General features: G+C 44.3%; 17 protein-coding genes. 10 read left to right on the top strand and 7 right to left on the bottom strand.

Annotated features, from left to right (window positions below; translation table 11 throughout):
* The first annotated feature begins 67 nt into the window (after window positions 1–67).
* The 4 genes from nrdB to EYS00_RS06345 all read left to right on the top strand — a co-directional run bounded on the left by nrdB (window position 68) and on the right by EYS00_RS06345 (window position 3,393).
* Window positions 68–1,198, top strand: coding sequence for a class Ia ribonucleoside-diphosphate reductase subunit beta (nrdB, locus tag EYS00_RS06360; RefSeq protein ID WP_130635730.1), 1,131 nt, complete (start codon window positions 68–70; stop codon window positions 1,196–1,198).
* 11 nt (window positions 1,199–1,209) lie between these two features.
* Window positions 1,210–1,482: a class I ribonucleotide reductase maintenance protein YfaE gene (yfaE, locus tag EYS00_RS06355; protein WP_130635729.1), complete on the top strand. Its 273-nt coding sequence runs from the start codon at window positions 1,210–1,212 to the stop codon at window positions 1,480–1,482.
* A gap of 295 nt (window positions 1,483–1,777) precedes the next feature.
* Window positions 1,778–3,139, top strand: a complete 1,362-nt coding sequence (yegQ, locus tag EYS00_RS06350; RefSeq protein WP_130635728.1) for a tRNA 5-hydroxyuridine modification protein YegQ — start codon at window positions 1,778–1,780, stop codon at window positions 3,137–3,139.
* Window positions 3,140–3,141: 2 nt separating this feature from the next.
* The gene (locus EYS00_RS06345) at window positions 3,142–3,393 is read left to right on the top strand and encodes a YfhL family 4Fe-4S dicluster ferredoxin (RefSeq protein ID WP_130635727.1); all 252 of its coding nucleotides are present in this window, start codon (window positions 3,142–3,144) and stop codon (window positions 3,391–3,393) included.
* A gap of 7 nt (window positions 3,394–3,400) precedes the next feature.
* Here the strand turns inward: EYS00_RS06345 and EYS00_RS06340 are convergent, their stop codons facing one another.
* The 5 genes from EYS00_RS06340 to dapA all read right to left on the bottom strand — a co-directional run bounded on the left by EYS00_RS06340 (window position 3,401) and on the right by dapA (window position 8,067).
* On the bottom strand, window positions 3,401–4,273 hold the full coding sequence (locus EYS00_RS06340) for a class I SAM-dependent methyltransferase (protein WP_130635726.1): 873 nt from the start codon (window positions 4,271–4,273) through the stop codon (window positions 3,401–3,403).
* A 114-nt stretch (window positions 4,274–4,387) separates the two neighbouring features.
* A complete protein-coding gene (locus EYS00_RS06335) occupies window positions 4,388–5,248 on the bottom strand; it encodes a DMT family transporter (protein ID WP_130635725.1) in 861 nt (286 codons plus the stop codon).
* 92 nt (window positions 5,249–5,340) lie between these two features.
* The gene (gene purC, locus EYS00_RS06330) at window positions 5,341–6,054 is read right to left on the bottom strand and encodes a phosphoribosylaminoimidazolesuccinocarboxamide synthase (RefSeq protein ID WP_130635724.1); all 714 of its coding nucleotides are present in this window, start codon (window positions 6,052–6,054) and stop codon (window positions 5,341–5,343) included.
* Window positions 6,055–6,066: 12 nt separating this feature from the next.
* On the bottom strand, window positions 6,067–7,170 hold the full coding sequence (gene bamC, locus EYS00_RS06325) for an outer membrane protein assembly factor BamC (protein WP_130635723.1): 1,104 nt from the start codon (window positions 7,168–7,170) through the stop codon (window positions 6,067–6,069).
* A gap of 12 nt (window positions 7,171–7,182) precedes the next feature.
* Window positions 7,183–8,067, bottom strand: a complete 885-nt coding sequence (gene dapA, locus EYS00_RS06320; RefSeq protein WP_130635722.1) for a 4-hydroxy-tetrahydrodipicolinate synthase — start codon at window positions 8,065–8,067, stop codon at window positions 7,183–7,185.
* A 181-nt stretch (window positions 8,068–8,248) separates the two neighbouring features.
* On the opposite strand from dapA, the gene EYS00_RS06315 reads away from it, so the two are divergent.
* Window positions 8,249–8,809: a glycine cleavage system protein R gene (locus EYS00_RS06315; RefSeq protein ID WP_130635721.1), complete on the top strand. Its 561-nt coding sequence runs from the start codon at window positions 8,249–8,251 to the stop codon at window positions 8,807–8,809.
* Window positions 8,787–9,260, top strand: coding sequence for a thioredoxin-dependent thiol peroxidase (gene bcp, locus EYS00_RS06310; RefSeq protein ID WP_130635720.1), 474 nt, complete (start codon window positions 8,787–8,789; stop codon window positions 9,258–9,260). Before EYS00_RS06315 ends, bcp begins: the two co-directional genes overlap by 23 nt.
* A gap of 45 nt (window positions 9,261–9,305) precedes the next feature.
* Here the strand turns inward: bcp and EYS00_RS06305 are convergent, their stop codons facing one another.
* Window positions 9,306–10,373, bottom strand: a complete 1,068-nt coding sequence (locus EYS00_RS06305) for an AI-2E family transporter (RefSeq protein WP_130635719.1) — start codon at window positions 10,371–10,373, stop codon at window positions 9,306–9,308.
* A gap of 288 nt (window positions 10,374–10,661) precedes the next feature.
* Here EYS00_RS06305 and EYS00_RS06300 point away from each other — a divergent pair, with 288 nt between their 5' ends.
* On the top strand, window positions 10,662–12,125 hold the full coding sequence (locus EYS00_RS06300; RefSeq protein ID WP_130635718.1) for a M48 family metalloprotease: 1,464 nt from the start codon (window positions 10,662–10,664) through the stop codon (window positions 12,123–12,125).
* On the opposite strand, the gene EYS00_RS06295 is transcribed toward EYS00_RS06300, so the two are convergent.
* A complete protein-coding gene (locus EYS00_RS06295) occupies window positions 12,111–12,584 on the bottom strand; it encodes a TlpA disulfide reductase family protein (protein ID WP_130635717.1) in 474 nt (157 codons plus the stop codon). The genes EYS00_RS06300 and EYS00_RS06295 overlap by 15 nt on opposite strands.
* A 147-nt stretch (window positions 12,585–12,731) precedes the next feature.
* On the opposite strand from EYS00_RS06295, the gene arsC reads away from it, so the two are divergent.
* Genes arsC through EYS00_RS06280 form a run of 3 tightly spaced genes read left to right on the top strand, consistent with a single transcriptional unit; the run spans window position 12,732 to window position 14,094 of the window.
* The gene (arsC, locus tag EYS00_RS06290) at window positions 12,732–13,085 is read left to right on the top strand and encodes an arsenate reductase (glutaredoxin) (protein WP_130635716.1); all 354 of its coding nucleotides are present in this window, start codon (window positions 12,732–12,734) and stop codon (window positions 13,083–13,085) included.
* On the top strand, window positions 13,085–13,675 hold the full coding sequence (wrbA, locus tag EYS00_RS06285; RefSeq protein ID WP_130635715.1) for an NAD(P)H:quinone oxidoreductase: 591 nt from the start codon (window positions 13,085–13,087) through the stop codon (window positions 13,673–13,675). The genes arsC and wrbA overlap by 1 nt, the downstream gene beginning before the upstream one ends.
* Before the next feature lie 2 nt (window positions 13,676–13,677).
* Window positions 13,678–14,094, top strand: coding sequence for a DUF2069 domain-containing protein (locus EYS00_RS06280; protein WP_130635714.1), 417 nt, complete (start codon window positions 13,678–13,680; stop codon window positions 14,092–14,094).
* The last annotated feature ends 2 nt before the right edge of the window (window positions 14,095–14,096 follow it).

The following is a 14,096-nucleotide window of genomic DNA, read 5'->3' as shown; positions in this document are numbered from 1 at the left end:
CTCCAGCTTGTACAGTAAGAACATAAATAATAAACGCGTTTGTCGCCATTGTTTTAGTTAGGCCATCATGAAATACACTACGTTTAATCAACAAAGTACAAATCCATTGGTAGAACCAATGTTTTTCGGCAACCCAGTAAACGTTGCTCGATACGACCAACAGAAACATGCAATTTTCGAAAAGTTAATTGAAAAGCAAATCAGCTTTTTTTGGCGCCCAGAAGAAGTCGATGTGAGCCGCGATCGCGTAGACTTTCAACAGCTGACCGACCCAGAAAAGCACATATTCATTTCAAACTTGAAATATCAAACGCTGTTAGACTCTGTACAAGGTCGAAGCCCAAATATCGCTTTCTTGCCGATTATCTCTTTGCCAGAATTAGAGACATGGGTAGAAACGTGGTCTTTCTTTGAAACCATTCACTCTCGTTCATACACGCACATTCTTAGAAATCTATTCTCAGATCCGAGCGATATCTTTGCTGATATTGTGGTAAACGATGAGATTAAACGTCGCGCAGCTGACATCTCTAAGTACTACGATGACCTGATTTTCGCCACACAGCTATGGCAAACCCTAGGCGAAGGTGAGCACACGGTTAATGGTGAAACTCACGTCATCAACATGTATGAATTAAAGAAGAAGCTTTATTTGTGCATGAACTCAGTAAATGCGCTAGAAGCCATCCGTTTCTATGTATCCTTTGCTTGTACCTTTGCATTTGCAGAAAGAAAGCTAATGGAAGGGAACTCTAAAATCATTCGCCTGATTGCACGTGATGAGAACCTGCACCTTTCTTCTACCCAACACGTACTTAACTTGTGGGCAAAAGGCAAAGACGATCCAGAAATGGCGCAGATTGCCGAAGAGTGCAAAGAAGAAGCGAAAGCTATCTTTATGAATGCGGTTGCTCAGGAAAAAGAATGGGCTGACTACTTGTTTAAGAACGGCTCAATGCTGGGACTAAATAAAGAGATCCTCTGCCAATACGTAGAATACATCGCTAATCAACGTATGACTGCGATTGGTTTTGACGCACCATTCAACGTAGAAAGTAACCCTTTACCTTGGATGAATAACTACCTCAATTCAGACAACGTACAGGTTGCCCCTCAAGAGTCAGAAATTAGCTCTTACCTTGTTGGCCAAATAGATTCAGCAGTAAGCGAAGACGACTTTGCAGATATCGAGCTGTAATCTGTCTGCCAATGACAGACAAAGATAAGGTGATCCACATCGACATTGTCGATGTGGGTACTTTGGCAACAACCACCGAAACTAATCTCTTAAAAGCCCTAGAATCAGCCGGTGTTCACATTCACTACCATTGTAGAGAAGGCTTTTGTGGCGCCTGTCGCACCAAGCTATTAGACGGTGACGTTACCTACTCCACCGATCCACTCGCTTTCATCGACGACGATGAAATCCTCCCCTGCTGCTGTAACCCCAACGGCCCATTGAAAATTAAAGTACCTCTATAAGCGCGATATAAGTTGATAGTTATACATCTAAGCGAAAGCAAGATCGTTTTTACCGAATCCGCATCGATTCTCCAGAGGGAAAGCCAGACAATTTTTACAGCCGTCTGAGGCATGGATGCCGAAGCCGAGCCCCCATGGAGGGGATTTCGGCGTGCAGTAAAAATTGTCTGGCTTTCCCTCGTAGGTGTTCAAACCTGGTTTAGTTGGTAACACTGTTAGAGCTTGATCTTAGTCAAAGCAATGTGACTTGTGTATTGGTAACCTCCGCGAGAGTTTTTTTAGTGGTAAGACTCTTATGCGCAAACAACCTGAACTGCTTTCTCCTGCTGGCTCGATTAAAAATATGCGATATGCGTTCGCTTATGGTGCAGATGCAGTTTACGCAGGACAACCTAGGTATTCGTTACGGGTAAGAAATAATGAGTTTACCTACGAAAAGCTTGGCGAAGCCATTGCCGAGGCACACTCACTTAACAAACAGTTCTACGTGGTAAACAATATTGCACCTCACAACAGCAAATTGCGTACTTTTAAAGACGACCTAGCACCTGTTGCAGCCCTGAATCCCGATGCCTTTATTATGTCTGATCCTGGGCTTATTATGCTCGCCAAAGAAGCTCACCCTGATTTAAATATTCATCTATCGGTACAGGCGAACACCGTAAACTGGGCAGCAGTCAAATTTTGGCAACAACAAGGAATATCAAGAGTCATTCTTTCTCGTGAACTGGCCATTGAGGAAATTGAAGAGATCAAGCAGCGTTGTCCTGAAATGGAGCTCGAAGTCTTTGTACATGGTGCCTTATGTATGGCGTATTCTGGACGCTGTTTGCTCTCTGGCTATATTAATAAACGGGATCCGAACCAAGGTACTTGTACCAACGCTTGTCGTTGGAAGTACGAGCCCTCTCAAGCGAAAGAGGACGATTTACTAGGGACACTAGTGAAAAAAGCCGCGTTTGATTCGTCTTCCGATATGGTTTTACTCGAGGAGCCGGGTCGACCTGGCGAACAAATGCCCGCATACGAAGATGAGCATGGCACTTACATTTTCAATTCCAAGGATTTACGTGCTGTTGAACATGTAAAACGATTAGTCGATATTGGTGTAGATTCGCTGAAAATTGAAGGGCGTACTAAATCCTTCTACTACTGTGCTAGAACCGCTCAGATATACCGTCAAGCCATAGAAGACGCTTGCTCAGGCAAAGCCTTCGACCCCAACCTATCTGTACAGCTAGAGCATTTAGCCAATCGAGGTTATACCGACGGCTTCTTGAAGCGTCACCGCAAACACAGCGAAATGCAAAATTATGACAATGCCAACTCCGCTAGTCAGACCCAACAAGTAGTAGGAGAAGTCATTAGCAAACATGAAAAAAGTCGCTATTTTATTGAGGTCAAAAACAAATTTGTGGTTGGTGACACTCTTGAAATCATGAATCCGCGAGGCAACACTACCATTGTGCTCGCTCAGATGTGGGACAAACATGGCAATGTAATTAGTGAAGCCTTAGGTAGTGGACACAAGGTTTATATTGAATTACCCAACGAACTTTCGACCGACTTTACAATTATTATGCGCCAGCTACCCCATACTCAAGACACGCGAAGTGGATTTGAAGCACCTCACGAATTAGCGGTAGAAGTGAAATAATTATGGCTTACACCATAACCAATGCGTGTATTAACTGCGATATGTGCGAACCAGAGTGCCCCAACCTAGCCATATCGTTGAAGCAGCCGCACTTTCAGATAGACCCAAACCTATGTACAGAATGTATCGGTCACTATGATGAGCCTCAGTGCGTTGCCTGTTGCCCAATAGACTGCGTTGTCCTCGATCCCAATCACGTTGAAACCGAAGACACTATTACTGAAAAACTGCAGCGAATCGATAGCCTGAGTTGACAATAAACTACTTGAGGGCGAACAGTAAGGTCATACGGTCTGACTCACCAATGGCCTGCATTTTTGCTTGAAGCTCTGGATTGTCTTGCGCACCTAACAATGTTGGAGGGAGTCTCCAAACAATATCAGTCTCGCTTGGCTTGTCGTTTGGATTAGCATTAATGTCTGATGTGGCAACCAATGTAAAACCAGCGTCTTCCATTAAAGAAACAATGAATGATTCTTTTAAGTACCCCTTATCTCCCATAGCATTAGCATCGTCAAAGCTTTCTGGCGCTCTGTGTTGAACCACTCCCACCATACCGTCAGGTTTTAGCATGGCCTTTGTTGCCTCTATAGCTTGTGTCAGTGTACCTGCGTCTTCTTCAAAACGGGCAAGGTTGTGTAGTGCTCTTATGAATAACACCCTATCTACTTTACCCTCAACCGCTTGCGGCACATCGGCAAAAGTGAAACCTGAGCTTTCAATACCGTTATCGGTAATCTCGGCCACAATTGACGGGAATTGAGCAGTGCTTGCCTGACGCTCTGCTATTCCTTCAGCGCTGAAAAAGCCAAAGCGGGCCCACATATCATCTGCGTAATTCACACCGTGTAGTGCGCCCTCTTTGCCAAGATAAGGCGCTAATACTTTGCTGTACCAGCCACCACCGGGAAGTGCCTCAGCAACCGTCATACCAGGCTTAATTTTGAAGAAGGCGATCGTTTCTGCGGGATGGCGATACATATCTCTGGCTTTCTCATCATCACTGCGTGCCTCAACCACAGCTTTCAGCTGCTCGTTTACACCATGACCGTGTTGATGTGCCAATGCATTTGTTGATACAAGTGCGAGTGGTAGAACAATCGATAATGTGGCTTTTGTTACTCTGCGAAACATAAATAGATCCTTTAATTAACGTTTAACCAACTTCAGTAAACATTAACAAACCTTAATTAATTTGGTTTAGAAATACGGTAAACCACATTAAGGCAGGATAAACGGCTGCTAGGTTTAGTGAGTTTTTCTTGCACTTATGACAATGGCAACACCAAACAAAGTAAGTGATGAGGCAATTATCATCAGTGTCGACACTGACTCATTTAAGAACAACCACCCCATAAACGTAGCAATAACGGGTACACTTAGCTGTAGTGTTGATGCCAAGGTCACTTTTAAGCGTGGTAAAACACTATACCAAATCGCATAGCCACAACCTGAGGCAAATACACCAGACAAGGTCGCATACAAACTACCTTGCCAAGTTACCTGTTGATAATTAAACAATAAGGTACCAAGCATCAAAGGGACAACAACAAGACTAGCGAACAAGAAATTTTTACCCGTTTGCGAAACGGGTGCACTCACGCCTTTGCCCAGTAAGGTATATACTCCCCATGCAATACCAGCAACAATCATGCTTACCGCAGGTAAAACGCTAGGCGCGTCCGCACCAGGAAGTAATAAACAAATGATTCCACCCAACGCCATACCAAAGCCTAGCCATTGGAGCAAAGAAAAGCGCTCGCCTTTCAGGTAGGCGATGAGCAGCATAGTGATCTGAACACTTCCAAACAGTACCAGTGCTCCAGTGCCTGTGGCCATCCCAATATACGCAATAGAAAAAAACAACGCATAAGCCAATAATGCTCCACCCTGTAAAGCAGTACTTTTATCAAGGTTAAATACGCTTTTCAGTTGGCTACCATGGCTGAATGAAATGATTAATAGCAGAGCTAGCCCGCCGCTCGCTAACCTAATAGTAGTAAATGAAGCTGGATCTATAGCGCCTTCTTTGAGTGCTAAACGGCAAAAAAGTGAATTTGCTGCAAATGCAACCATGGCTACTAGAGATAAAAGTACAGACTTGTACAAGATAGAAACCGAAATATGAATATGATTTGATGAGATTTTTTCACAAAAAAGGCCGCATTAAAAGCGGCCTTCAAGTAAATAGCGGTTTGGGTTTACAGAGACAAACCTAAACGTTCTGCAACTTCAATATAAGTTTCTACTACAGAACCTAATCCTTGTCTGAAACGGTCTTTGTCCATTTTCTTACGGGTTTCTTTATCCCATAAGCGACAACCATCTGGTGTAAATTCATCACCCAATACAATGTTTCCTGCACTGTCAACGCCGAATTCTAGTTTATAATCAACTAGCAACATTCCTGCTTCATCAAACATGGCTTTTAGCACGTCGTTTACTTTAAACGTTAGTGCTTTCATTTCAGCGATTTGCGCTTCTGTCGCCCAGCCGAATGAAGTGATGTGATAATCATTCACCATAGGATCGTGAAGTGCGTCATTTTTAAGGAAGAACTCAAACAACGGCGGAGATAATTCCTTGCCTTCTTCCACGCCAAGACGACGCACAAGTGAACCCGCAGCTAAGTTTCTTACTACGCACTCAACAGGGATCATATCCAATTTTTTGACCACAGATTCCGTGTCAGAAACAAGCTCTTCAACTTGTGTGGCAATGCCTGCCTCTTCAAGTTTGGTCATAATGAAATGATTGAACTTGTTGTTTACTTCACCTTTTCTGTCGAGTTGTTCAATTTTCTCGCCATCAAAAGCCGATGTGTCATTCCGAAAGTGCAAAATAAGTTTTTCGCTATCGTCGGTGTAGTACACAGTTTTCGCTTTACCACGGTAAAGCTCTTCACGTTTTTCCATTCTCAGTCTCAATTAAATATCAAGGTTATCTTCTGACATGACCTCAGCAAAAGCGCTGTATAGGTCGGAAACCTGATTCGCCTCGAAAGGCGTACTCTCGTCGTTCATAAATGTAATAGTAGTTCTTTCCGCCGCTGCTGCGTTAACTTTCAAGCGATAGTCACCCTGTTCTAGTATCTCTTCAGCACTGGAGAATAAGTTGCTCCACCAACCGCCTTCAGCGCCATTATAAGTGACAAACAGCAAACCCGTAGATTTATCTAAGTCTTTTACGTCGAATCCTAGCTTACGCAACACCAATAGCAGACGAGGCCATGCCACGTCATACTTAGCGTTAACAATATAGGCAGCCGCACCGTCATCATCAAAGCCCATTTCGGTTCGCAAACCTTGACGAATAACTGCGATACGACGGCTTTCCTCTAAGCGCACTTGATATTCATAGTGCCCGATAACCTGATTAAGTACATCTACCTCTTCGCGACGCTCTTGCATGCTGTCGATATCTGACACCACATTGTTTGATGAGGTAGCCATGTAGTCTTTAAGATCTACAGTAAGCGCAGCAGTTCTTCCGTGGGCTTTAACGTCAAGATTGAACTCAAAGCGGCGACCAATTTGGCTTTCAGTCGTCGTCCAGCTGTACCAAGCGCTATCTTCTTCTTGCGTAATGATCATCCAGTCAGTAATGAGTACTTTCTGCTCGGGATCAAAATGGTCTACACCAATACCTTGCTGGTCGAGAAAGCTAAGTAGTGAATTCCACACCGCTTGACTAAGAGGTTGTGAATCGTCTACTTGGTCGAACCAAATAGTTGCGGTGTTACTGCCTTCTTCAACGTGCGAGCCCGTGACCACAGGCAATATAAGTGAGGGCGACCGCACAGGTAGCCTTTTGCCAACTAGCGAGGTGTCTGCACCCTCGCCCAGTTCTGGGATATCAAATTCACGTGAGAATCTTGGAGAATCTAGGTCCGTGGGTATTGTGAGCGGTTCTTGAAGCTCGGTTTCTAGGTAGTCATAACTACCTGAAGCCGTTTGACGGTCTACTTTACTAGAGCAGCCTGCCAGCGTCATTACTGCTATCGCGCTTGCAAATGCCAACGTTCTTTTCATTAGGGTTCCTTCTTAACCAGAAATCAATGCGTATTCTTGTAATAGTTCTTCGATTTCTTTTTGGCTGGTAAGTTCCGGTAAAACCATAGGTAATCGCATTGCTGCGCTTTCCATCTTCGCCATTTTATACAATGCCCACTTCGGCATTACTGGATTTGGCTCAATAAATAGTGTGCTATGAAGCTTCTTAATAGTGTCGTTGATTGCTCTACATTGTGCAAAATCGCCAGCTAGAGACGCTTCACACATTTTTGCAATGGCGTTGGGTACTATATTTGCGGTGACAGAAATAACCCCATGACCACCTTCGCACAGAAATTCACTGCTTGATTCATCGTCACCACTCAAAATCACGAAATCTGACGGGACTAGCGGCTGCGTTGCCTTTAATCGACCAATATCTCCAGTGGCATCCTTCAAACCAACAATGCTTTTGTGGTTTGCCAGTTCAGCGACTGTTTCGGGGAGCATATCAGCAACAGTGCGACCGGGCACATTATAAAGAATGACAGGAAGGTCGCTTGCGTCAGCAACAGCATTGAAATGCGCTATCATTCCCTTTTGCTGAGGCTTGTTGTAATAAGGCACAACGCTAAGAAAACCGTCTACACCAAGACGGCCAATTTGTTCGGTTAAGAATATCGCTTCTGCAGTTGAGTTAGCGCCGCTTCCCGCAATAATAGGAATTGCTCCCGAGGCCATGGCTACGGTCTCTTTGACAACTTTTACGTGCTCATCGAAAGGCAATGTAGCTGACTCGCCCGTAGTACCCACAGACACAATTCCGTGTGTACCCTGTTCAATGTGAAACTGTACTAGTTTTTCTAATGACTGATAATCGATGTCGCCATTATCGAACATCGGTGTAACTAATGCTACATAACTGCCAGTAAACATAATCTCTCCGAAAAATGTGAGCGCACATGGTAATTATGTCGTGGTCTAAACACAACCCATGTAGGGCGTTAAATACAAAGAAATTGCCATAAAATTGTCACTTACCGACAAAAAGCTACTGGTACTGAAAAAAAACTCTGTGGTAACATCCTGCCCCTGTCAAATTAGTACGAAAATTGTCATGGCCCAACAACTTATCGCAACGATTTTAGGTGCAGACCAAACAGGAACGCTGAGTGAAATCGCTGCGACCGTATCTGAAGCACAATGCAATATACTAGACAGTCGACAGGCCATTTACGGTCAAGAATTCTCTCTCACCATGATACTCGAAGGCAGCCCCTCGGCTATTTCACGTGCCGAATGTATGATACCGGCTTTGTGTCAAAAACTTGATCTACTGTCGATGATGAAGCGTACTCGCCATCATGAGAAACAAAATCTCGAACATCTTTTTGACGTAGAGTTCAGTGGTGAAGACACTGCAGGTTTGGTAAAAGAAGTCACGGGATTCTTTGCTAAACGCAACGGTTCTATTAGTGCTTTTAGACAGCGAACGTTCAAAGCTGAAGACAACGGCAAAGAAACCATGCGATGCAAATTTGTGGTGAATATGCCAGAAGCGGAAAACTTTGAAGCTATGGAAGCCGAATTGATGCAGTTATTTGGCACGCTGAATGTTACCGGAAAGGTACTAGACAAACACAAGAAGGATACCCATGAAAACGCTACAAGCTGGTGATACCGCCCCTCAATTTACGCTACTTGATGAAAACAGCAACGAAGTGACGCTGGATTCATTCAAGGGCAAGCAAGTCTTGGTCTATTTTTACCCAAAGGCGATGACGCCCGGCTGCACGGTTCAAGCTCAAGGCTTAAGGGACAGCAAAGAAGCACTCGATGATAAAAACGTTGTAGTTTTAGGGATCAGCCCTGACCCAGTTAAACGCTTGCCTAAATTCATTGAAAAAGAGTCGTTAAACTTCACCTTGCTCTCAGATGAAGATCACGCCGTAGCAGACGCCTTTGGTGTGTGGGGACCTAAAAAGTTCATGGGTAAAGAGTACGACGGCATTCATCGCCAAACCTTTCTTATTGACGAGACCGGTGTAATCTCACATGTATTCAACAAGTTTAAAACCAAAGAGCACCACACAGTAGTGCTAGATCACCTAGAAAACCAAGCTGAGTAATGAACCTAGCCCTCGTTGCTCACAAGCATCGAGGGCTCTTTCAAGCTATTGGGCTTCCACTGGTTGTGGAGATGAAGACCAAGCGCTGATAACCGCCTTCACTAGCGTGGCCAAAGGAATAGCAAAGAACACTCCCCAAAATCCCCACAGTCCTCCAAATACCAATACTGCGACAATGATATACAGAGGATGAAGGCTTACCGCCTCAGAGAACAAAATAGGGACCAGAAGGTTGCCATCAAGTGCCTGGATGATGCCGTACGCTACCATCAAATACCAAAATTCAGGCGTTATTCCCCACTGAAACATAGCCACAACGGCAACCGGAATGGTCACCACTGCAGCGCCTATGTATGGAATTAACACAGAAAGCCCAACGAGTACGCCTAGCAGAATGCCATAACGCAAATCCATCAGAACAAAGGTGACGCAGGACACAATACCTACGATAAGGATTTCGATTACCTTACCTCGGATGTAGTTTGCTATTTGGCTATTCATCTCATGGCCAACCTGAGTAATAAGGCGACGTTCTTTGGGTAAGATTCGAGAAATACTTTCTAGAAAGTATTGCTTGTCCTTTAACATAAAGAAAATCATCAACGGCACCAAAATGAGATAGACCAGCACTGCGGCTAACGTTGCCAAATTGCTAAACGACGCCGATATTAGCGTTTCACCCACTAATACGAGTTTTTCATTTAACCCTTGCATCATTTGTTGAATTTGTACCGCTTGTACGTAATCCGGGTACTTTTCCGGAAGAGTGAGCAACCACGATTGAGCCTCTTGCCAAATAAGCGGCGTTTCCTGAACTAAATTAATACTCTGCTTGGAAATAATAGGCACCAATCCAACGAATAGCAGCACCATCAATGTAGAAAATATGAGCATAACTATGGTGCAAGCAATTCCCCTTCCCATACCGAGATTGACTAACTTACTCACAGGCCAGTCCAGTAAGTAGGCTACAACTACAGCAACCAGCACCGGCATAATAAGTTCGCCCAAAAGGAGAAGTACTGCCGTAGTGAAAACAATGAGGATCAGCAGCATCACTGCGTCAGGATCAGAAAATTTGCGTTGGTACCAGCGACCAAACACATTAATCATAATTACGTCCAAGGAATATAGAAGGTAGAGTCAGCATGATAGAGTAATTTGCCTATCGCTCGCAATACTCCATACCACCACTCACAAAATTTTGTCGTTGAAACAAAACCTTTGAGTAACTCCAACACGTACAAGACAGTGTGCTATAGTGGGATTGAAAAGGAATTGGTGTTGCTTTTTTAGTCTACTAAAACAAAAGCAAAATATTTTTTCATCTAAATGAAACTGAACAGATATTCTTATCTCTAACTAGATGTTGTACGGAACACTTTGTAACTTTAAGGGCCTATGAAACGCGTTTTAAGACTCAGCTTACTGGTTATCTCAGCCGTTATTGGCGCAAGCCTACCTGCCATCGCTCAAGATGCCGCACAAACCAATAGAAACGCCTTACCAGAAATAGGCGTAGTTGCCTCAGATGCAATCTCTATCGACAAAGAGATGTTGCTCGGTGATGCGGTCATGCGTCAAATGCGGGCGCAATCGCCCATGATTATGGATCCAGTGCTCGATGAATATCTGCAGGATTTAGGTAATAGGCTCGTGGTGCACGCCGACAATACCAAATTTCCCTTCACATTTTTCTGGGTAAACAATGACGCAGTTAACGCATTCGCCTTTTTTGGTGGTCACATTGGTGTTCATGCGGGTCTCATTAGAAGATCAAAAAGTGAAAGTGAACTTGCTTCGGTATTGGCACACGAAATATCACACGTAACACAACGCCATATCGCCCGTTCGATTCAAGCGCAACAGCGTTCGTCGCCACTTGCACTTGCCTCTTTGATAGGTGGCCTTTTGGTGACCATCGCTAATCCACAAGCGGGTATGGCTGCCATCCAGGCAAGCCAAGCAGCGCAAGCACAGATGCAAATAGACTACACTCGTTCAAATGAGCAAGAAGCCGATCGCATTGGTATTGCTACGCTCGCTCGAGCTGGGTTTGACCCCAATGCTGCAGCGACTTTTTTCTCAACGCTTGCTGAGCAATATCGAATGACATCACGTCCACCAGCGCGCTTGCTCACTCACCCGCTAACAGAAACTCGAATCGCCGATGCGAGAAACCGAGCGGGAGATTACCCTACCCGTTTTATTCCCATCAGTACGTCGTTTGAATTAGCTAAGGCAAGAATCAAAGCGCGTTATTCCTTTGAGCCCGCCTATGCAGAGGAGCATTTTAAAGCAATGCTTTCTAGCGGCGATTATCGAAGTGAAGTAGCCGCTAGATATGGACTTGCACTTGCCTTAATGCGGACTGAGAAATTAGAAGAAGCTAAAACAATCATTGAAAGCTTATTGGAAAAGGACAGTGACAATCTGTTTTATCTAGATGCAGCCACCGATATATTGATTGAATTGGAAAAACCCGATGCCGCCATCGAGATGTTAGCGTCGCATGTGGAGATAAATCCGAGAAATAAGGTGCTAGCCTTGAATTACGCCAATGCAATGATATATGCCGAGCGTTACGATGAGGCAATCAGTTTACTCAAAGACTATCTACTGATAGACAACGATTACCATTTGGCACACCAGCTTATTAGTGACGCCTATCAGAAAGCGAACATGTATTCGCAGATGCATCAAAGCAAAGCTGAGGTCTTGGCATTGTACGGAGCCTACACACTCGCCGTAGACGAGCTACAGTTCGCTTACAACTTCTCAAAAGATAGTTATCTGGAGAAACAGCGTATAAGAGCCAGAATCGAACAATTCAGAGCCCAAGAAGAGCGATTAGCGAGATTGTAATAACTGCAATCTTTCGTTGAGTAAGTTTGAAGATACTTCCCCCATTATCGCATCCACTACTTTACCGTCGGGTGCGATAATGTAAGTGGCAGGGAGATACGGTGGTTTTTCCATGGGCAGCACTGTGCTTTCATCCACATAGATAACGTCTAGTTGGATGTTGTGTTCTTCGACCATTTCACGGAGGTCATCTTTGCTCATTACATCAAAGTTAACGGCAAAGATTGTGGTATTGCTAGGCGCATTATTTTCGAAGTGATGAAGCTCTGGCATTTCTCTTAAACAAGGCGCACACCACGGAGCGAAATAGTTTACGATAATCCACTGGCCCTCTAATGCATTCCAACGATAACCTTGCCCATTTAACGTTGAAAAGTCGTTACGCGTAACCTTATATACGAATCCACCGGCAGCTACCGACAGCAATACCAACACAACAGTAGCTATACGCAACCACATTCACCAACTCCTTAATAAGTCTGTGTTTATTTCGTGTACATTCGAGAACAATAATTCAACCAATAGCGACTATCTATACCTATCGACTTGAAAATTACTCGCAAAACCGCAATAGTCTCGTCATCTTCAATTTACGCGGTTCAAATCATGTCACTTATTTCAATACTGCACAATCCTCGCTGCTCTAAAAGCCGACAAACATTAGCACTACTTCAGGAAAAAGGTATTGAACCTGAAGTTATTGAATATTTAAAAACACCGCTTTCTACTCAAGCACTCAAAGGCGTGTTTGGTAAGCTCAATGTTGAACAAGTTCGCGAAATGATGCGTACAAAAGAGGCGGCGTATAAAGAACTTAACCTAGGGGCAGAGACAGTGACCGACGATATGTTGTTTGAAGCTATGGTAAAAGAGCCAAAACTGATTGAACGTCCTGTAGTGATTAACGGTGACAGTGCTCGTATTGGGCGCCCACCAGAGGCAGTATTGGAAATAGTGTAATGGGGCCTATCCTTGTCCTTTACTACAGTAAACATGGCAGTATCAAGCGCCTAGCAGATGCCATCGCTCAGGGTGTTCAATCTAGTGAACATCAAGTGATGGTGCGCACTGTCCCGGAGATATCATCAAATGGTACAGCTGATGAACCCACTAATGGACCACCTTATGTCACGCTCTCAGATTTGGAGAACTGCAGTGGTCTGGCGCTCGGTAGCCCTACCTACTTTGGTAATATGGCCGCACCGCTTAAGCATTTTTTAGATTCATCAACAGCGCAATGGTTAAAAGGTGCGTTAATCAATAAACCAGCGTGCGTTTTTACCTCATCAAGCTCAATGCATGGTGGTCAAGAAACAACGCTACTGTCGATGATGCTCCCATTGCTTCATCACGGTATGGTGATTTGTGGGCTACCTTACAGCGAGCCAGAACTGCATGCCACGACCAGTGGTGGAACGCCTTATGGAGTGTCGCATCACGCGGTGAATACACAAAGCGCGTTAAGCAAAGAAGAAAAAGCGCTTTGCGTAGCGCAAGGCAAACGACTAGCGCACATGGCCCAAGCGCTATGCTCAATAAAACAGGACTAACAATGTCTCCAGATACCAAAAAATATCGTTACCTCGCACTAATTAGCCACACGTTGTTACTCGTATGGGTGATCAGCTGGCAGTTTTTTTTGACAACCACTCATAGCTACTCGCCTGTTTTTGTAGCCTTAATATATGTAATTCCTCTCGCGTTACCTTATAAAGGAGTTGTGCAGGGCAAACCTTACACACACGCTTGGGCAAACTTTGTGGTGTTGTTTTATTTATTGCATGCCATTACCGTAATCTACGCAGTACCCGAAGAGGCTCTTTATGGCGCCATTGAACTAGTGCTTTGTGTAGGTATGTTTACCGGCTGTGCAGTATTCGCTCGTAAGCGAGGCAGAGAATTAGGTTTAGGAATTAAAAAACTCAAACAAGAGATGCAAGAAGAGCGAGCGTTTTTCGAAGGAGAATAATC

The organism is Alteromonas sp. KUL49 (assembly GCF_006538345.1).
Taxonomy (GTDB): Bacteria; Pseudomonadota; Gammaproteobacteria; order Enterobacterales; family Alteromonadaceae; genus Alteromonas.
This window is presented reverse-complemented; position numbering and strand designations above follow the sequence as displayed.

Excerpts from the sequence above, each read along its gene's own strand:
- bamC (WP_130635723.1), bottom strand. The coding sequence starts at position 7,170 with ATGAAAAGAACGTTGGCATTTGCAAGCGCGATAGCAGTAATGACGCTG.
- EYS00_RS06295 (WP_130635717.1), bottom strand. The coding sequence starts at position 12,584 with ATGTGGTTGCGTATAGCTACTGTTGTGTTGGTATTGCTGTCGGTAGCT.
- purC (WP_130635724.1), bottom strand. The coding sequence starts at position 6,054 with ATGGAAAAACGTGAAGAGCTTTACCGTGGTAAAGCGAAAACTGTGTAC.
- EYS00_RS06315 (WP_130635721.1), top strand. The coding sequence starts at position 8,249 with ATGGCCCAACAACTTATCGCAACGATTTTAGGTGCAGACCAAACAGGA.
- arsC (WP_130635716.1), top strand. The coding sequence starts at position 12,732 with ATGTCACTTATTTCAATACTGCACAATCCTCGCTGCTCTAAAAGCCGA.
- EYS00_RS06345 (WP_130635727.1), top strand. The coding sequence starts at position 3,142 with ATGGCTTACACCATAACCAATGCGTGTATTAACTGCGATATGTGCGAA.
- EYS00_RS06300 (WP_130635718.1), top strand. The coding sequence starts at position 10,662 with ATGAAACGCGTTTTAAGACTCAGCTTACTGGTTATCTCAGCCGTTATT.
- yfaE (WP_130635729.1), top strand. The coding sequence starts at position 1,210 with ATGACAGACAAAGATAAGGTGATCCACATCGACATTGTCGATGTGGGT.
- EYS00_RS06340 (WP_130635726.1), bottom strand. The coding sequence starts at position 4,273 with ATGTTTCGCAGAGTAACAAAAGCCACATTATCGATTGTTCTACCACTC.
- nrdB (WP_130635730.1), top strand. The coding sequence starts at position 68 with ATGAAATACACTACGTTTAATCAACAAAGTACAAATCCATTGGTAGAA.
- yegQ (WP_130635728.1), top strand. The coding sequence starts at position 1,778 with ATGCGCAAACAACCTGAACTGCTTTCTCCTGCTGGCTCGATTAAAAAT.
- bcp (WP_130635720.1), top strand. The coding sequence starts at position 8,787 with ATGAAAACGCTACAAGCTGGTGATACCGCCCCTCAATTTACGCTACTT.
- EYS00_RS06280 (WP_130635714.1), top strand. The coding sequence starts at position 13,678 with ATGTCTCCAGATACCAAAAAATATCGTTACCTCGCACTAATTAGCCAC.
- dapA (WP_130635722.1), bottom strand. The coding sequence starts at position 8,067 with ATGTTTACTGGCAGTTATGTAGCATTAGTTACACCGATGTTCGATAAT.
- EYS00_RS06305 (WP_130635719.1), bottom strand. The coding sequence starts at position 10,373 with ATGATTAATGTGTTTGGTCGCTGGTACCAACGCAAATTTTCTGATCCT.
- wrbA (WP_130635715.1), top strand. The coding sequence starts at position 13,085 with ATGGGGCCTATCCTTGTCCTTTACTACAGTAAACATGGCAGTATCAAG.